Source organism: Caulobacter sp. (assembly GCF_965279145.1).
Classification (GTDB): domain Bacteria; phylum Pseudomonadota; class Alphaproteobacteria; order Caulobacterales; family Caulobacteraceae; genus Caulobacter.
In genome coordinates this window covers 3778947-3796083 of sequence record NZ_OZ257139.1, presented here as the reverse complement: position 1 = coordinate 3796083, position 17137 = coordinate 3778947, and the positions used below count along the sequence as shown (strand labels likewise).

At 64.7% G+C, this 17137-nt stretch carries 14 protein-coding genes and 1 tRNA gene; 6 read left to right on the top strand and 9 right to left on the bottom strand.

Going from position 1 to position 17137, the window contains the following annotated elements; all coding sequences use genetic code 11:
- Positions 1 to 182: 182 nt before the first annotated feature.
- A complete protein-coding gene (gene clpX, locus ACQY9P_RS17690) occupies positions 183 to 1445 on the bottom strand; it encodes an ATP-dependent protease ATP-binding subunit ClpX (RefSeq protein ID WP_421737909.1) in 1263 nt (420 codons plus the stop codon).
- Positions 1446 to 1794: 349 nt separating this feature from the next.
- Here clpX and ACQY9P_RS17685 point away from each other — a divergent pair, with 349 nt between their 5' ends.
- Positions 1795 to 2466: an HAD-IB family hydrolase gene (locus tag ACQY9P_RS17685; protein ID WP_421737910.1), complete on the top strand. Its 672-nt coding sequence runs from the start codon at positions 1795 to 1797 to the stop codon at positions 2464 to 2466.
- 74 nt (positions 2467 to 2540) lie between these two features.
- Here the strand turns inward: ACQY9P_RS17685 and ACQY9P_RS17680 are convergent, their stop codons facing one another.
- The 6 genes from ACQY9P_RS17680 to ACQY9P_RS17655 all read right to left on the bottom strand — a co-directional run bounded on the left by ACQY9P_RS17680 (position 2541) and on the right by ACQY9P_RS17655 (position 8649).
- On the bottom strand, positions 2541 to 3167 hold the full coding sequence (locus ACQY9P_RS17680) for an ATP-dependent Clp protease proteolytic subunit (RefSeq protein WP_421737911.1): 627 nt from the start codon (positions 3165 to 3167) through the stop codon (positions 2541 to 2543).
- 172 nt (positions 3168 to 3339) lie between these two features.
- On the bottom strand, positions 3340 to 4698 hold the full coding sequence (gene tig / locus ACQY9P_RS17675; RefSeq protein ID WP_421738306.1) for a trigger factor: 1359 nt from the start codon (positions 4696 to 4698) through the stop codon (positions 3340 to 3342).
- Between the two features lie 190 nt (positions 4699 to 4888).
- Positions 4889 to 4973: transfer RNA gene (locus tag ACQY9P_RS17670), tRNA-Leu, on the bottom strand.
- 83 nt (positions 4974 to 5056) lie between these two features.
- Positions 5057 to 6514 carry an NAD(P)H-hydrate dehydratase gene (locus ACQY9P_RS17665; RefSeq protein WP_421737912.1) on the bottom strand — a complete coding sequence of 486 codons (1458 nt, stop codon included), beginning with the start codon at positions 6512 to 6514 and terminating at the stop codon, positions 5057 to 5059.
- 10 nt (positions 6515 to 6524) lie between these two features.
- The gene (locus tag ACQY9P_RS17660; RefSeq protein ID WP_421738307.1) at positions 6525 to 7094 is read right to left on the bottom strand and encodes a histidine phosphatase family protein; all 570 of its coding nucleotides are present in this window, start codon (positions 7092 to 7094) and stop codon (positions 6525 to 6527) included.
- A gap of 4 nt (positions 7095 to 7098) precedes the next feature.
- On the bottom strand, positions 7099 to 8649 hold the full coding sequence (locus ACQY9P_RS17655) for an acetyl-CoA acetyltransferase (protein ID WP_421737913.1): 1551 nt from the start codon (positions 8647 to 8649) through the stop codon (positions 7099 to 7101).
- Positions 8650 to 8885: 236 nt separating this feature from the next.
- Here ACQY9P_RS17655 and ACQY9P_RS17650 point away from each other — a divergent pair, with 236 nt between their 5' ends.
- From ACQY9P_RS17650 to ACQY9P_RS17640, 3 genes are all read left to right on the top strand, one after another.
- Positions 8886 to 9224: a P-II family nitrogen regulator gene (locus ACQY9P_RS17650; RefSeq protein ID WP_035046431.1), complete on the top strand. Its 339-nt coding sequence runs from the start codon at positions 8886 to 8888 to the stop codon at positions 9222 to 9224.
- Between the two features lie 45 nt (positions 9225 to 9269).
- The gene (gene glnA, locus ACQY9P_RS17645) at positions 9270 to 10679 is read left to right on the top strand and encodes a type I glutamate--ammonia ligase (RefSeq protein ID WP_421737914.1); all 1410 of its coding nucleotides are present in this window, start codon (positions 9270 to 9272) and stop codon (positions 10677 to 10679) included.
- Positions 10680 to 10976: 297 nt separating this feature from the next.
- Entirely contained in the window at positions 10977 to 13154 is a 2178-nt protein-coding gene (locus tag ACQY9P_RS17640) for a TonB-dependent receptor (protein WP_421737915.1), read from the top strand.
- Between the two features lie 58 nt (positions 13155 to 13212).
- Here ACQY9P_RS17640 and ACQY9P_RS17635 read toward each other — a convergent pair whose 3' ends face one another.
- Positions 13213 to 13512, bottom strand: coding sequence for a putative quinol monooxygenase (locus ACQY9P_RS17635; protein WP_421737916.1), 300 nt, complete (start codon positions 13510 to 13512; stop codon positions 13213 to 13215).
- A gap of 111 nt (positions 13513 to 13623) precedes the next feature.
- A complete protein-coding gene (locus ACQY9P_RS17630; RefSeq protein ID WP_428151672.1) occupies positions 13624 to 13854 on the bottom strand; it encodes a Kazal-type serine protease inhibitor domain-containing protein in 231 nt (76 codons plus the stop codon).
- Positions 13855 to 14143: 289 nt separating this feature from the next.
- Here ACQY9P_RS17630 and ACQY9P_RS17625 point away from each other — a divergent pair, with 289 nt between their 5' ends.
- Positions 14144 to 15613: an amidohydrolase gene (locus tag ACQY9P_RS17625; protein WP_421737917.1), complete on the top strand. Its 1470-nt coding sequence runs from the start codon at positions 14144 to 14146 to the stop codon at positions 15611 to 15613.
- A complete protein-coding gene (locus ACQY9P_RS17620; RefSeq protein ID WP_421737918.1) occupies positions 15613 to 16965 on the top strand; it encodes an amidohydrolase family protein in 1353 nt (450 codons plus the stop codon). Before ACQY9P_RS17625 ends, ACQY9P_RS17620 begins: the two co-directional genes overlap by 1 nt.
- Positions 16966 to 17137 lie beyond the last annotated feature (172 nt).

The following is a 17137-nucleotide window of genomic DNA, read 5'->3' as shown; positions in this document are numbered from 1 at the left end:
TGCCCCCAAAGTCGCGATAGGCGCAATTTCGTTGCCGATCAGCGTCTTGCGACAAGGCAACACACCCTGGACAGCCTGTGGCGCCGCCGCATCAATCCCGCTGAAAGACTAAAAAAGTCGCCAGCCCATGAAAAAGGCGCGTTCCAAGGGAACGCGCCTTGATCGTTCGACGGTGACTGGCGTCAGGCTGACGCGGCGCCACCCTTCTTTTCAGCATAGATCAGCAGAGGCTGGGCTCGACCTTCAACCACCTCGGCGTTGACGACCACTTCCTCGACGCCCTCGTAGTTGGGCAGTTCGAACATGGTCTCCAGCAGGATGCCTTCCATGATCGAGCGCAGGCCGCGCGCGCCGGTCTTGCGCGCGATGGCCTTCGTGGCGACGCCATGCAGGGCGTCTTCCGTGAAGGTCAGGCCGATGTTCTCCATCTCGAACAGACGCTGGTACTGCTTGACGAAGGCGTTCTTCGGTTCGGTCAGGATCTTGACCAGGGCGACCTCGTCGAGGTCCTCCAGGGTCGCGACCACCGGCAGACGGCCGATGAACTCCGGGATCAGACCGAAGCGTTGCAGATCGTCAGGCTCCACGCCGCGCAGGATCTCGCCCGTGCGACGCTCTTCCGGATCGGCCACCTTGGCGCCGAAGCCGATCGACTTGCCTTGGCCGCGCGCGGAGATGATCCGTTCGAGGCCCGCGAAAGCGCCGCCGCAGATGAACAGGATGTTCGTGGTGTCGACCTGCAGGAACTCCTGCTGGGGATGCTTGCGCCCGCCCTGGGGCGGCACGGAGGCGACGGTGCCTTCCATGATCTTCAGCAGGGCCTGCTGCACACCCTCGCCCGAGACGTCGCGAGTGATCGAGGGATTGTCCGACTTGCGGCTGATCTTGTCGATTTCGTCGATGTAGACGATGCCGCGCTGAGCCCGCTCGACGTTGTAGTCGGCGGCTTGCAGAAGCTTCAGCACGATGTTTTCGACGTCTTCACCGACATAGCCGGCTTCGGTCAGGGTCGTGGCGTCGGCCATCGTGAACGGCACGTCGATGATTCGGGCCAGGGTCTGGGCCAGAAGCGTCTTGCCGGTGCCGGTCGGACCGACCAGCAGGATGTTGGATTTGGCCAGTTCGACGTCGTTGTTCTTCGACGCGTGGTTGAGGCGCTTGTAGTGATTGTGCACCGCGACAGCGAGCACCTTTTTGGCGTGACCTTGGCCGATCACGTAATCATCCAGGACTTCGCAGATCTCGCGAGGCGTCGGAACGCCGTCCTTGGACTTCACAAAGGCGATCTTGTGCTCTTCGCGAATGATATCCATGCAGAGCTCGACGCATTCATCACAGATGAACACCGTCGGTCCCGCGATGAGCTTGCGCACCTCATGCTGGCTCTTTCCGCAGAAAGAACAATACAGGGTGCTCTTGGTATCGCCGCTCGCGGCTTTCGTCATGGTCGCTTCTCACGCTATGGCGGCGACGGCTATTGCCGTGAACGCCCGCTCCTGGCTTACACGCCACCGCCGATAAGGCAGCCTACATGCCGGGAGTTGTCTAATCCTTGACATTCCCCGATCCGGACGCGGTTCACAAGCCTTGCGGCCCATTTCGAGCGCTTGGCGGGAGAATGCCCCGTGTCGAGTCATGACCTTAGCGTCTAAAATGGGGGCCGCGGCCGGTGGCGCAACCGCTAGATCCGGAACCTGGAGCGCGCCAAGGCATGGAACGCTTTAGAATCGGCACGGGAATCGTGGTCGAACGACCGCTCATACAACGGAGCGCGCCAAATGCGCGCGGAGACAGATGGCGAAGCGCTCACTGATGGCCAAGGGCCTGACGGCCTCGATGCCGATGACTGGCGACCTCATGGACGCGCCGGCGCTGGTGGCCTTCGACTTCGACGGCACCCTGACGGTTCGCGACAGCTTCAACGCCTTTCTGAAGTGGCGGGCGGGACCACGTCGCTGGACGACGGGCGTCATCCGCCTGACCCCCGCCCTTGTCGCCTATGTGTTCAATCGCAATCGGGGCAAACTGAAGGCCGCCGCGGTCCGAGAATTTCTCAAGGGCGTCAGCCAGGCCAAGCTGGAGGCGGACGCCCGCGCGTTCGCCGAGCTGTACGCCCCATCCCTCTTCCGGCCCGACGCCCTGGCCGTCTGGCGCCGCTGGCGGGCGAAGGGCGCCAAGCTGGTCATCGTCACCGCTTCGCCCGACATTACGGTGGCGCCGTTCGCTCGCGGACTGGGCGCGGACCTTCTGATCGGAACCCGCCTGGCCTTTGACGCCAATGACCGCGCGCTCGGCGCCCTGGCCGGCCCCAATTGCCGCGCCAAGGAAAAGGTCGTACGACTCAAGGAGGCCTTCGGCGAGGATGTTCGTCTGACGGCCGCCTATGGCGACACCTCGGGAGACACCGAGATGCTGGCGATCGCCGACGAGCGCGGCTACCGCGTCTTCAGGGGCAAGCCGGCCTAGCGCCCGCTCTTCGCGCACGAAAAAGCCGCCGACCCTACGGTCGGCGGCTCGTTCAACTAGAGCAAACCCTGGCCTCAGGCCTTGGCGTCGCTCTCGTCGCGGGTCTCGTTGATGTGGTCGATCAGACCCCAGGCAAGAGCTTCCTCGGCGCTCATGAAGTGGTCGCGATCCAGGGTCCGCTCGACTTCTTCGTACGTCCGGCCGCAATGCTTGACGTAGATCTCGTTCAGGCGACGCTTGGTCTTGATGATGTCCTCGGCGTGGCGCTCGATATCCGAGGCCTGACCGCGGAAGCCGCCCGAGGGCTGGTGCACCATGATGCGCGAGTTCGGCAGAGAGATGCGCTGACCGGGCGCGCCGGCGCAGAGCAGCAGGCTGCCCATCGAAGCCGCCATGCCCATGCAAACCGTCGAAACGGGGCTCTTGATGTATTGCATGGTGTCGTAGATCGCGAGGCCAGCCGTCACCACGCCGCCCGGCGAGTTGATGTACATGGCGATTTCCTTCTTGGGGTTCTCGGACTCCAGGAAGAGCAGCTGGGCGCAGATCAGGCTGGCCATGCCGTCCTCGACGGGGCCGGTCAGGAAGATGATCCGCTCTTTCAGCAGACGGGAGAAGATGTCGAACGCCCGCTCGCCGCGGCTGGTCTGTTCAACCACCATCGGCACGAGGTTCATCGCCGTTGCAACCGGATCGTACATAGGGTTCGCCCTTTTTCGCGTTTTAGGGCCGCGCGAATCAGACCTCACGCGGCGTCGCTAACGCATATCGCGTGGGCCTTAACAGGTTGCAAGGAGCCGGGGCTCCGCATGGCGCAAAGAAAAAGGCGCGGCCCTCGCGAGCCGCGCCTTGTCTCATCGTCTGACGACAGCCTTAGCCGCCGTAGCCTTCCGGCAGGTCGTCTTCTTCCAGAAGCTCTTCCTTCGAGACTTCCTTTTCATCGATCTTGGCCTTGCCGAAGATCAGATCGACCACCTTGTCCTCGTAGATCGGCGCGCGCAGGGAGGCCTGCAGGTCGCTGCGCTGACGGTACATGTCGAACACCTGCTGGGCTTGCGCGCCGTATTGGCGAGCTTCGCGCATGATGGCGTCGGACAGTTCCTGGTCGGTGACGGCCACGTCGTTCTTACGGCCGATCTCGGCGAGCACCAGACCCAGGCGCACGCGGCGCTCTGCGATCTTGCGGTACTCGTCCTTCAACTGGTCTTCGCTCTTGTCGGCGTCTTCCGGCGGCAGGCCGCCCTGGGTCTTGTCGGCCTGGACCTGTTGCCAGATGCCGGCGAACTCGGCCTCGACCATGCGCGGCGGAAGCGGGAAGTCATGGCTGGTGTCCAGAACGTCCAGCAGCGCGCGCTTCAGCTTGAAGCGCGAGGAATTGTCGTAGCGGCCCGACAGGTTGGACTTCAGCAGTTCCTTCAGCGCGGCCAGATCGGACAGACCCAGGCGCTTGGCCAGTTCGTCGTCGGCTTCGGCGTCGACCGGAGCGCGGACTTCCGTCACCTTGGTGGCGAACTCGGCGGCCTTACCGGCCAGATCCTTGGCCTGATAGTCTTCCGGGAACGTGACCTTCACGACGATTTCGTCGCCCGGCTTGGCGCCGACCAGTTGCTCTTCAAAGCCCGGGATGAACTGACCCGAACCCAGAACCAATTCCGCGCCCTCGGCCTTGCCGCCGGCGAATTCGACGCCGTCAACAGTGCCGACGAAGTCGATCAGCAGTTGATCGCCGTCCTTGGACTTCAGGCTCTTGCCCTTGCGGGGCTCATAGGTGCGGGCCTGCTTGGCCAGCTCGGCCAGGGCTTCATCGACCTCGGCTTCGCTCACCTTGTAGACCGGCTTGGTCAGCGAGATGCTGGCGGGATCGATCGGCTCGAAGTCAGGCATGACCTCGACGGCCAGTTCGAACGACAGGTCTTCGCCACCGGCGATAACCTTGTCCATGTCCGAGGATGGCTTGAGGTCCGGCTGGCCGGCCGGGCGCAGCTTGTTGTCGTCCAGAACCTTCTGGGTGGTTTCATTGAGCGCCTGCTCAACGACTTCGCCCATCAGCGCCTTGCCATAGAGGCGGCGAACGTGGGCGGCGGGGACCTTGCCGGGGCGGAAGCCCTTGACGTTCATCTGCGGCGCGACTTCCGCGATCCGCGCATCGAGGCGCGTGGCCAGCTCGGCCGCCGGCACGGTCACTCCATAAACGCGGCTGAGGCCTTCGCCCGACTTTTCAACGATCTGCATCGACATGTTAAATTCTCGAACCTGCGACGCACACGTCGGGGGTTCGCCCTGGGGTCCAAAACATCGACGCCGCCCGCGAGGCCGGGGCGGCGAAAGAGCGCTCTTATGTCACGACGTGCGCGACCATCCAAGAGCGGTGAAGTCAAAAGTCGCGACCGCCTTCTCGAGGGCGGGAACGTTGGCTTAAGTCTGGTGCGGATGAGAGGACTCGAACCTCCACGCCTCTCGGCGCTGGAACCTAAATCCAGTGCGTCTACCAATTCCGCCACATCCGCGTGGCGCAGGCCTTACGAATTTCATCCGACCGACGCAACCGTGAAAGGCCATTCACGTCCGGTGGGCAAGTGAACAACAGACTCTAAGCCCGGGCGGCGAACAGCCGAGCGAGCACCATCGGCGCCAGGCCCGGCAGATCCTCCGCGATCAATCCGGGACCATGGATTGTTGCGCATTCCGCGTGGATCCAGGCGCCGGCGCACGCGGCTTCGAAACTATCGAGACCTTGGGCGATCAAGCCAGCGATGAAGCCCGCGAGCACATCACCCGAACCGGCCGTGGCCAGCCATGGGGAGCCATTGAGCGACACCGCCGCCCGCCCATCCGGAGCCGCCACGACGGTGTCGGGCCCTTTCAACAACACGACGGCCCCAGCCTGGCGGGCCGCGTCGCGAGCTGCCGAAACACGCTCTGGCGAGGCCGCCAGCAGACCCGGGAACACGCGCTCGAACTCGCCGGCGTGCGGCGTCAGCACATCGTCGCGATCGAGGGCGGAAAACAGCGCCGACGGATCATGACGAAAGCTGCTCAGGGCGTCGGCGTCGACCACCAGGACCGCGCCGGTGCGCGCCAGGGCGAAAAGATTGCGCGCTGTGACATCCCCCACCCCCGCGGCGGGTCCAATCACCACCACGTCGGCGGCTTCACCCGCCCGCTCCAGATCGACGTCACTCTCGAACGGCGCCAGCATGATCGCTTCCAGGTGCGAGGCGTTGACCGCCAGGGCGCCGGGTGGCGAGAGCACCGTGACGACCCCTGCGCCGATCCGCAGCCCCCCTCTGGCCGTCAATCGCGCCGCGCCTGTATTCCAGGCGTCACCGCTGACCACCTTCATTCGCCCCCGGCGATGCTTGTAGGCATCCATGGCCGGCCAGGGAAAACGTTCACCCCAAAGATCGGGCGTATTTTCGTGCAAGCAAAAGGCCTCTGAAGACGACTCCAGCCCAATGTCGGCGACGATCACCTCACCGCACGCCCGGCGACCTTCGATCAGGACATGGGCCAGCTTTCTTCGATGGAAGGTCACCGTGAGATCGGCTCGGAACGCCGTATCGTCCAGAGGCTTCCCCGTATCGCCCAGGATGCCGCTGGGAACGTCGATCGCGACCACCGGGCGCTCCAGCGATTGCACCGCGCGCGCCAGCCTGGCCACGTCGCCGTCCAGAGGTCGCGAAAGTCCCGCGCCGAACAAGGCGTCTATATAGAGATCGGCGGGAGGCGGTTCGGGCGACAGGGGCGCGGTATCCCCTCTCCAGCGATCAGCGGCCCAGCGCGCGGCGTCGGTCGCGGGAGGCCCGAAAATCTCGACGCGGACAGACCAACCCTTTCGACGCAGATGCCGGGCGGCGACGTAGCCATCGCCGCCATTGTCACCCGGGCCGCACCAGATCACGACCGATCCTTTCGGAAAACGGGCACGAACGGCCTCGGCGACGGCGCCCCCTGCCCGCTCCATCAACGTCGTTACGGGCACGCCCCGGGCGACAGCGGCGTGATCCGCCGCCGTCATTTCCGCGACGGTCATGATTTCACGCGGCACGACGCCTCCTTCAGAGCACTTGGCTTTGAGCTTCGCGTCCTTTCTCGCTCAGGATCAAGCGTCCATCACGCGCATCAAAGATGGTGATGGAACAATGATCCGGACGGAAAGCCGCCACCCTCGCCTCGCCGCTGGCCACGCTGACAGCCGCGTTCAGCGCCACGAAGTGGCTGAAGATCGCCGCGCCAGGATACTCGGCGACCGCGGAGGCCACACTTTCCGCCCAGGCCTGATAGTCCAGGTCGCCCTGGACATCGCGCCAGTCGCCGCCGAAGGCTTCCCGCAACCACGCCGGACGATCAGCCGCCGGTATCGCTGAAGGGGTCGGAATCTCGCCGACGCGCGCATCGATCAGCGCCTCCAGACCCAGGGCCCGGGCCATGGGTTCCGCTGTTTCTCGACACCGCCGAAGCGGCGAAGACACGACCTGTCGGGGACGTTCCCCCTCCGGCAGTGCCATCAGCCACCTCATCGCGGCGGCGGCCTGTTCGCGCCCCAGGTCATCCAGGCCCGGATCATCCTCAGCGCCGCCCCAGGTCGAGGCCGGTCGGCCATGACGGATCACATAGACACGGCTCATGCGATCAATCCGGAACGAAGAGGTTGCGGACACCATCAGGATGCGGCCCAACCACTCCGGTTCGACCGACACCTTCGCGCGCCTCAAGGTCAAGCAGGGTGTCGGGATCGTCGGGGGTTTGGGCGACGAAACGCCTGCCCTCGGAGTCCCGCCCGATCACGATGCCCATGCGCACGCCTTCACGGGCATGAACGACGGTGTAGGTCTCGATGGTCGCGGGACCGGAGGGGCGATCAACGATTTCCGGATGCGGCAGGGCGTCAATGCGAGCCTGGATGATCGAGGGCGCTTCTCGCGTCCAGTCACCGTCGACCGGCCTGGTGGAATAGATCCCGATCGACTGCTTGGTCAGAAACCAGCCGTTCGCCGTGCAAAGACCATAGGCTCCGGGGCGCGCTCTCAGCCGCCCCATCATCTCCGCGATCGAATGGAGCGCGTAGTTGTTGCCGGGACCGCCAAAATACGGAAGTCCGCCCGTCACCGTCAGCCCCCGGGGATCGTCCAGCGCCAGGCCCAGTTCCTCGGCCGCCACCTGAACCGCGGATGGAAAACAAGAATAGAGATCGATGATGTCGATGTCGGCCAGTTCGATTCCGGCCATTTCAAAGGCTCGCTCGCCCGTCTGTCGGATCGCGGGACTGGAGTGGAAGTTCTGCCGCTCCAGCGGATACCAAAGATCCGCCGCATCGGCGCAGCCATGCAGGAACACCCAGCGGTCTTCGGGCACACCCAATTCCCTCGCCTTGCGCACGCTGGCGATGATGACGGCGGCCGACTGGTCCACCTCCATGATGGCGTTGAGATACTTCGGATAGGGGAAGCTGATCATCCGGTTGCGATCGGTGACCGTGACCAACTCCTCGGCGGACCGTTCAACCGGAAACCAGGCTTCCGGGTTACCGGCCGCGACCTTGCTGAACGGCGAAAACAGCGCACCCAGTCGAGCCTGGTGGTCGGCGATGGAGCGACCATCCCGCGCGCGCAACGCATTCTCGAACAAGGGATAGGTGTTGACCGGATAGCCGAGACCGTGAGCGGCCTCCTGAGACGTCACACCTGGACGCGGGTCGCCTATGCGCTCGGGAACCTCGGCGATGTCGTCTCCCCAACCCTCGAAGCCGACACCGCCCTTCAGACGCTTCATCAGCGAACCGAGAAACTCCGCGCCCGTCACAAGGGCAAACTCGGCCTCGCCCTTGGCGATGCGTTCGCAAACGACGTTGACCGCCTGCTGGGGGCTATTGCCGCCCGTCTCGGTGTAGACGCTCCACGCCGGGGCGGCGCCAAGGGCGCGGGCCAGGCTCGCGGGCGGGTTGATCAAACGCGGGAGCGGAAGCTTCGAAAGACCTCCTGGAGCGTCTATACTGAATGCGATTACCGCCAGGGCGTCGAGTTCGGCAAGAACCGACCCCAAGAGCCCTGCATCCTCGACGGCGCGCTCCGCCGCAATCTTCAGCAGTTCCAGCGGAGACGGCGAATTTTCGGCCTTCCCGCGATAGGTGAACTGGCCTGCCCCGATCAAAACCGGCGTGTCATCGCGCATCTTCACCCCCATTCAAACGCTCGTTGGGCGCGATCCTATGCGCGAAATCACACGTCGCAAGGCCGTTTGAGCGGCAAACGCACCATGTCTAATTTTCGCACTCACCATGCTCAATATTTGACCATTCCGCTCACAGGTGTGCGGGCGAGGCGCATTTAGCCCCGGCGCGACCTTGCGAGCCACCCGGCTTGCGTGATCGGTGCCGCCATCAACGGCGCGATGCGCCAGCGGGCCCGGAAGTGGAACCGATGAAAAAAATTGAAGCCATCATCAAGCCGTTCAAGCTGGATGAGGTGAAGGAGGCCCTTCAGGAGATGGGCGTCCAGGGCATGACCGTGCTCGAAGCCAAGGGCTATGGCCGTCAAAAGGGCCACACCGAACTCTATCGCGGCGCCGAGTACGTCGTGGACTTCCTCCCCAAGATCAAGGTGGAGGTGGTCGTCGAGGACAGCCAGCTGGAACCCGCACTGGAAGCCATCACCCGGGCCGCCCGGACCGGGCGCATCGGCGACGGCAAGATTTTCGTCTCGGAGATCGCGGAAGTCATCCGCATCCGAACCGGAGAAAGCGGCCCCGCCGCCGTCTAGGCGCGGACCGTCAATCGCTTACGAGGCTCAAGAAGGGGATACGGAATGAGCACCGCCAAGGAAATCCTGAACCTGATCAAGGAAAAGGACGTCAAGTATGTCGACGTCCGCTTCACCGACGTTCGCGGCAAGATGCAGCACGTCACGTTCGACATCGATCTCGTCGACGACGACTTCCTCAATGACGGCACCATGTTCGACGGCTCGTCGATCGCCGGCTGGAAGGCGATCAACGAGTCGGACATGAAGCTGCGTCCGGACCTGTCGACCGCCATCATCGATCCGTTCTACCAGCAGACGACCCTGGCGCTCTTCTGCGACGTCGTGAACCCTGACACGGGCACCCCCTACAACCGCGACCCGCGCTCGATCGCCAAGGCCGCCCTGAACTACGTGAAGTCGGCCGGTATCGGCGACACCGTGTTCTTCGGCCCCGAGGCCGAGTTCTTCATCTTCGACGACGTGAAGTGGAACACCGCGCCGAACGACACCAGCTACTCGTTCGACTCCGTTGAACTGCCCGGCAACTCGGCGAAGACCTATCCCGAAGGCAACATGGGCCACCGCCCGGGTCCCAAGGGCGGCTACTTCCCGGTCAACCCGATCGACTCGGCTCAGGACCTGCGCGGCGAAATGCTGGCCGTCATGGGCGAGCTGGGCATGAAGCCTGAAAAGCACCACCACGAAGTGGCGCCCGCCCAGCACGAACTGGGTCTGAAGTTCGACACCATGGTCGTGATGGCCGACCGTCTGCAGCTCTACAAGTACGTGATCCACAACGTGGCCCACGCCTACGGCAAGACCGCCACCTTCATGGCCAAGCCGATGTTCGGCGACAACGGCTCGGGCATGCACGTTCACCAGTCGATCTGGCAGGACGGCAAGCCGCTGTTCGCCGGCGACAAGTACGCCGGCCTGTCGGACATGTGCCTGTGGTACATCGGCGGCATCATCAAGCACGCCAAGGCGATCAACGCGTTCTCGAACTCCACGACGAACTCGTACAAGCGCCTGGTGCCCGGCTATGAAGCCCCGGTGAAGCTGGCCTATTCGGCCCGCAACCGCTCGGCCTCGATCCGCATCCCGCACGTCGACTCGCCGAAGGCCAAGCGTCTGGAAGCCCGCTTCCCCGACCCGATGGGCAACCCCTATCTGACGTTCGTCGCGCTGCTGATGGCCGGCCTCGACGGCATCAACAACAAGATCGATCCGGGCGCGCCCGCCGACAAGAACCTCTATGATCTTCCCCCGCGCGAGCAGAAGAAGATCCCGGAAGTCTGCGGCTCGCTCCGCGAGGCTCTCGAGAACCTCGACAAGGACCGCGCCTTCCTGAAGGCCGGCGGCGTCATGGACGACGATTTCATCGACAGCTACATCGAGCTGAAGATGGAAGAAGTGATGCGTCTGCAACTGCATCCGCACCCCGTCGAATTCGACATGTACTACAAGTGCTAGGCTGAACGACGCCGAGTACTAGAGAGCGGGGCCGGAGAGCAATCTCCGGCCCTTTTTCATTGAACCGCGCCCCTGCCGCCAGGCCAGCCCGGGAATGACTTCTTACTTATGGGCGCCGGTTGAGCAAAATTGTCGCAACTCCGCAACATAACCGACGCAATCCGACGGAGCCGGCTGAAATCCCGTGGCGCGAGATATCCCCGCGGCGCCAACTAAGCTTAACGCATCACAACGGAAGCAACGCGCACGCCCCAACAGAGTCGGCGGCGCGAAGCTTGGTCAGCACAGGATCTCTCCATGCATCCCTCCACTCGTCGTAACGCGCTCAGCCTGTCTTGCGGCTTCGCCGCGCTGAGCATCGCCATCGCGGCCGCGCCGGCCGCCTTCGCGCAGGACACCACGGTCAGCGACGTCATCGTCACCGCACAGAAGCGCGCCGAAAACCTGCAGGACGTGCCGGTCTCGGTGGTCGCCCTCGCCGGTGAAAAGCTGCAGTCGACCTTCGCCGCCGGCGACGACATCCTGGCCCTCTCGGCGAAGGCGCCGGGTCTCTATGCCGAGTCCTCCAACGGCCGCGCCGCGCCGCGCTTCTACATCCGCGGCCTGGGCAACAGCGACTTCGACCTGGCCGCCTCGCAACCGGTTTCGATCATCCAGGACGATGTGGTTCTGGAAAACGTCGTGCTGAAGAGCTCGCCGATCTATGACCTCGACCAGGTAGAAGTCCTGCGCGGGCCGCAGGGCACGCTCTTTGGTCGCAACACCACGGCGGGCATCGTCAAGTTCGATACGGTCAAGCCAAGTGAAGAGGTCAAGGGCCGCGCCGCAGCCACCTATGGCAGCTACAACACCCTGACCTTCGACGGTGGCGTCGGTGGCGCCATCGTTCCCGGCAAGGTCGCGGGCCGTGCTTCGCTGCTCGTGCAGCATCGCGACAACTGGATCAACAACGCCTTCACCAAGCAGAAGGACGCCTTGGGCGGCTTCGACGAACGCGCCGCCCGCCTGCAGGTGCTGTTCACGCCGACCGAAGCGTTGAGCGCTCTGTTCAACGTTCACGGCCGCGATCTGGACGGCACGGCGGCGGTCTTCCGCGCCAACATCCTCACCAAGGGCTCCAACAAGCTCAACGCCAACTACGATCGCAAGACGGTCTATTTCGACGCCGGCGGCAACAACCCGCAAAAGTACAAGGGCTGGGGCACTTCGGCCAACATCGGCTACGACTTCGGCGACGTCACGCTGACCTCGATCACGGCCTATGAAGAAACCCATGGCTCGAGCCGGGGCGACATCGACGGCGGCAACCTGAGCGGACCGGGCTTCATCCCCTTCCCCTCGGAAAGCACCGACGGCATCAAGAAGCTGGATCAGGTCACCCAGGAAATCCGCCTGGCCAGCGACACCGACGGTCCGCTGAGCTGGCAGGTCGGTGGCTACTATTTCGACGCCAGCTACCAGATCCGCACCGATCCGGGCTTCGCCCCGGCCACCACGCTGGAACAGAAGAACACGGCGTGGGCCGTCTTCGGCCAGGCCTCCTATAAGGCCACGGAAGCGCTGACCCTGACCGGCGGGCTGCGCTACACCAGCGACGACAAGGACATGAAGGTCGTCTCCGGCCCCAATCCCGCCGCCGCCGTCTCGGTTTCCGACGAGAAGGTCAGCTGGGACCTGAGCGCGTTCTACAACGTCGCCGACAACGTCAGCGTCTACGGCAAGGTCGCTTCAGGCTTCCGTGGTCCGTCGATCCAGGGCCGCGACATCGCCTACTTCTCGCCCGCCTCGACGGCGAAGTCCGAAACCATCATGTCTTATGAGCTGGGCCTGAAGAGCGAACTGCTTGATCGCCGCGTTCGCCTCAACGGCGCGGTGTTCACCTACACCATCGACGATCCGCAGTTCAGCGCGGTCGGCGGCGGCTCCAACTCCAACCGCCTGATCAACGCCAAGAAGGGCGAAGCCTATGGCGTTGAGCTGGACGGTGAATTCGTGGTCTCGCCGAACCTCGTCCTGACCGCCGGCTACAGCTACAGCCACACAGAGATCAAGGACTCGACGCTGGCCGTGGCCGTTTGCGCCCAGTGCACGGTCACCGATGCGAAGAACGCCGCCGGCCAGGCCCTGGTCAACGGCAACCCGTTCCCCAACGCTCCGGAATACACGCTGGACTTCACCGCCCGCTACAGCGTGCCCTTCGGCGCCGACGGCGAACTCTTCGCCTTCACCGACTGGAAGGTGCAGGGCCTGACGAACTTCTTCCTCTATGAGTCCAAGGAGTTCTACAGCAAGGGTGACTTCGAAGGCGGCCTCAAGCTCGGCTACGCCAAGCTGGACGGCGCCTGGGAAGCCGCGGTCTTCGCGCGCAACATCACCGACGAGGACAACCTCAAGGGCGCGATCGACTTCAACAACCTGACCTCCTTCGTCAACGAACCGCGTATCGTCGGCGTGTCGCTGAACGTGAAGATGTAGTCGATCCTCGGATCAAGAGACCGGAAAGGCCGTGGAGCGATCCACGGCCTTTTTGCTGTCAGGTCCTGGCCAGCCCTACGCCTCCGACAGGGACGGTTTCAAACCTCTGGCCAAAGCCGGCGATGATCGGACGCGCCTTGGTGATCGCCGCCTGGACGGCCGGCAACTTCAGCGAGCCGGCGTGGCTGGCGGCGTCGGTCCAGACCTCGGTGATCCAAATAGCGTCTGCGTTCGCGGCATCCTTGGCCACGATATAGCTCAGGCATCCCGGCATCTGCCCCGTACCTTCGCTCAGGATCGTGATCAGCTCATCCCGCTTGCCCGAGGTGGCGATCATCTGGCCGATCAATCCGTACATTCCCGCCTGCTCCTTGCTTGACGCTGTTGGCGGCGCGCCGACAACCGCGATAGCGGCGCCGGTCGTCAGAACCGTGCGCCGCTCGATCCCAAAATCCTTCAATCCCATCTCCTACGACTTGCATTCACCCGGCGCGGCGACGCTCGCTCCGGCGGCCCCCGCAATGCAGGCGTTGCCATAGGTCTTGCCGTCGCAGCCGCACACCGGCCGGTATTCTCGCGTACAGATCGTCGGTCGCTTGCGACAGATACCCGCAGCATCGGCGACCGTACGGCACTGACCTGCCTGAAACTGGCAGGAGAGTCCGTCGGCGCACTGAAATCCCGCTATGCCGCCACACATGCCCCCTTCGGCGACGGGCGCCCGCGACATCGGCGGCGCCGCCCGAGGCGCACCCGCGCCAGGGCTTTCGCAAGCCAGCAAAAGCACTGTGGCGAGGGCCAGCATCAGGGAATGCAAAGCCAAGGGGGCATCTCCGGTGGTCTGGGGCGTCGAACCGAACGCATGATGCCGCAACCAGGATCAGACGACAGATAAATTTCGCGGATCGCGTGATCCGGGGCGCCGCCTCTCTTGCCTGGCGGGATCTTTTCGTTTGTCCTGCCCGCCTGTTCGGGAGTCGGGGTTTTTCATGATGGGATGGCGCTGCACGGCTGCGGCCGTAAGCTTGCTCGCACTGGGTCTTACGGCCTGCGCGACGACGACGGGAGCCGGCGCCAAGCCCGGCGCCACACCGGCCAAGCCGGCCGAAAAGGTGGAAAACAAGCCGCTGCCCAAGGGGCTGGATGGCTCGACCTCGACCGGCTATCCGTCGACCTACAAGCCCCTGCCCTCCTCGGCGACGGCCATCGTCGGCGCGACGGTGCTCACCGCAACCGGCCAGCAGATCGACAACGGCGTCGTCTTCATGTCGGGCGGCAAGATCGTCGCGGTCGGCGGACCCGGCACGGCGATCCCGGCCGACATCAAGGTGATCGACGCCAAGGGCAAGTGGCTGACCCCCGGCGTCATCGACGCCCACAGCCACCTGGGCGTCTATCCCTCGCCCGGCGTTCAGGCCAAGTCGGACGGCAACGAAGCCACCGATCCCAACACGGCCCAGGTCTGGTCCGAGCACTCCGTCTGGCCGCAGGATCCGGGCTTCAACCGGGCCCGTGCTGGCGGCGTGACCACGCTCCAGATCCTGCCCGGCTCGGCCAACCTGTTCGGCGGTCGTTCGGTGACGCTGAAGAACGTGCCGTCCCTGACCATGCAGGGCATGAAGTTTCCGGACGCGCCCTATGGCCTGAAGATGGCCTGCGGCGAAAACCCCAAGCGGGTCTATGGCGGCAAGGGTCGTTCGCCCTCGACGGCGATGGGCAACGTCTTCGGCTATCGCAAGGCCTGGATCGACGCGGCAGATTACACCCGCAAATGGGACGATTACCGCGCCAAGGTCCAGAAGGGCGAGAAGGCCGATCCCCCCAAGCGCGACCTTCAGCTTGAAACCCTGTCGGGCGTCCTGAAGGGCGAGATCCTGGTGCAGAACCACTGCTACCGCGCGGACGAAGAAGCGGTGATGATCGATATCGCCCGCGAGTTTGGCTACAAGATCACGATGTTCCACCACGCGATCGAAAGCTACAAGATCGCGCCCCTGCTGGCCAAGGAAGGCATCTGCTCGGCCACCTGGGCCTCGTGGACCGGCTTCAAGATGGAAAGCCTGGATGGCATCGACGCCAACGCCGCCATCCTGTGGAAGGCCGGCGCCTGCGTGGTCATCCACTCCGACGATCCGATCATGACCCAGCGCCTGAATCAGGAAGCCGCCATCGCCATGACGGCCGGCAACAAGCTGGGCTACGGCATCAGCCGGGCCGAGGCGATCAAGTGGATCACCGCCAACCCGGCCAAGGCCATGGGCATCGGCGACAAGACCGGCTCGATCGAGCCCGGCAAGGCCGCCGACCTGGTGATCTGGAGCCGCGATCCGTTCAGCGTCTACGCCCAGGCCGAGCAGGTCTATATCGACGGCGCCCTGACCTATGATCGTCATGATCCGCGCTACCAGCCCAAGTCCGACTTCGAACTTGGCCAAACCGGCCAGGGAGCGTTCAACTGATGATCCGGTCCTTCCTCCTGACGGGCGCAGCGTGCGCCGCCCTGGCGGCTCCGGCCGCCGCCCAGACGATCGCCATCACCAATGCCCGGCTGGAACCGATCAGCGGCCCGGCCATCGCGTCGGGCACGATCGTCATGCGTGACGGCAAGATCGTCGCGCTTGGCGCCGGCGTCACGGCTCCGGCCGGGGCGACGGTGATCGACGCCAAGGGCGGGGTGGTCACCCCCGGCCTGGTCGCGCCGTCCTCCAACCTGACCGCGTCCGAGATCGGCGGCGTTCGGGAAACCCGCGACGACGGCACCGGCAGCGCGCTCTCGGCCGGCTTTGACATCGCCTACAGCGTCAATCCCGCCTCGCCGAAGATCGGCCTGGCCCGCGATGGCGGCCTCACCGCCTCGGCCGTCACCCCGGTTCTGTCGGGCGCTGGCGGCGGCGCAAACGAGCATGCCGATGATGGGGTGGTCGAGGAGATGACCGCCGGCGCTTCGGGCTCGGGCGATCCGCCCCTGTTCGGCGGCCAGGCGGCGTTCGTTCGACTGCAGGACGGCGACGCCGACATGGTCGAGGGCTCGAAGCTGGCCGTCACGGTGTCGCTGGGCGAATCCGGGGCGCGCGCCGCCGGCGGTTCGCGCGGGGCCTCGATCGTGCTGATCAAGTCGGCGCTCGAAGACGCCCGCGCCTTCGCCCGTAACCGCGCCGCCTTCGAGCAAGGCGCAACGCGGGAGTACGGTCTGTCTCGGATCGACCTGCAGGCCCTGGTCCCGGTGGTGCAAGGCAAGACGCCTCTGCTGATCAGCGTCCATCGCGCGTCCGACATCCGCCAAGCGTTGAAGCTGGCGGCCGAGGAAAAGATCAAGATCATCCTGGAAGGCGTCGAGGAAGGCTGGATCGTGGCCCCCGAGATCGCCAAGGCCGGCGTGCCGGTGATCGTCGACGCCCAGGCCGATCTGCCCGAAAGCTTCGAGACCCTGGGGTCGCGCCTCGACAACGCCGCGCGCCTGAACGCGGCCGGCGTGATGGTGGCGATCAACGGATCGCGCGATCTGGCCAATCTTCGCCAGGAACGCCTGAACGCAGGCTTGGCCGTGGCCAACGGCCTGCCCTATGCGGCGGGTCTGGCCTCGATCACGCTCAACCCCGCCAAGATCTGGGGTCAGGCCGGCAAGATCGGCTCGCTGGAGGTCGGCAAGGCCGCCGACGTGGTCCTGTGGACCGGCGACCCGCTGGAGGCCACGACCTGGGCCGACAAGGTGTTTATCTCCGGCGTCGAGCAACCCAGGGACAGCCGCCAGACGCAGCTGCGCGACCGCTATGCGGCGCCCGACAACGGGATGCCGCCGGCCTACCGGTAGAGGCTTCAAAATCCTCCCCCTGATGGGGGAGGTGTCGCCGCAGGCGACGGAGGGGGAAATTCTGGGCTTCATTGCGCCCTTCCCCCTCCGGCCCTTCGGGCCTCCTCCCCCGCTGGGGGGAGGACCTTGTTCCCCAACAAATCCACGAAGCGCGACGACACGCCTCTTTTCA

Coding starts and splice junctions, on each gene's coding strand:
- ACQY9P_RS17635 (WP_421737916.1), bottom strand. CDS start 13,512: ATGTACGGATTGATCGGCCAGATGATCGCCACCTCGGGCAAGCGGGAT.
- ACQY9P_RS17680 (WP_421737911.1), bottom strand. CDS start 3,167: ATGTACGATCCGGTTGCAACGGCGATGAACCTCGTGCCGATGGTGGTT.
- ACQY9P_RS17655 (WP_421737913.1), bottom strand. CDS start 8,649: ATGGGGGTGAAGATGCGCGATGACACGCCGGTTTTGATCGGGGCAGGC.
- ACQY9P_RS17685 (WP_421737910.1), top strand. CDS start 1,795: ATGGCGAAGCGCTCACTGATGGCCAAGGGCCTGACGGCCTCGATGCCG.
- glnA (WP_421737914.1), top strand. CDS start 9,270: ATGAGCACCGCCAAGGAAATCCTGAACCTGATCAAGGAAAAGGACGTC.
- ACQY9P_RS17640 (WP_421737915.1), top strand. CDS start 10,977: ATGCATCCCTCCACTCGTCGTAACGCGCTCAGCCTGTCTTGCGGCTTC.
- ACQY9P_RS17650 (WP_035046431.1), top strand. CDS start 8,886: ATGAAAAAAATTGAAGCCATCATCAAGCCGTTCAAGCTGGATGAGGTG.
- tig (WP_421738306.1), bottom strand. CDS start 4,698: ATGCAGATCGTTGAAAAGTCGGGCGAAGGCCTCAGCCGCGTTTATGGA.
- ACQY9P_RS17660 (WP_421738307.1), bottom strand. CDS start 7,094: ATGAGCCGTGTCTATGTGATCCGTCATGGCCGACCGGCCTCGACCTGG.
- ACQY9P_RS17620 (WP_421737918.1), top strand. CDS start 15,613: ATGATCCGGTCCTTCCTCCTGACGGGCGCAGCGTGCGCCGCCCTGGCG.
- ACQY9P_RS17630 (WP_428151672.1), bottom strand. CDS start 13,854: ATGTGTGGCGGCATAGCGGGATTTCAGTGCGCCGACGGACTCTCCTGC.
- ACQY9P_RS17625 (WP_421737917.1), top strand. CDS start 14,144: ATGATGGGATGGCGCTGCACGGCTGCGGCCGTAAGCTTGCTCGCACTG.
- clpX (WP_421737909.1), bottom strand. CDS start 1,445: ATGACGAAAGCCGCGAGCGGCGATACCAAGAGCACCCTGTATTGTTCT.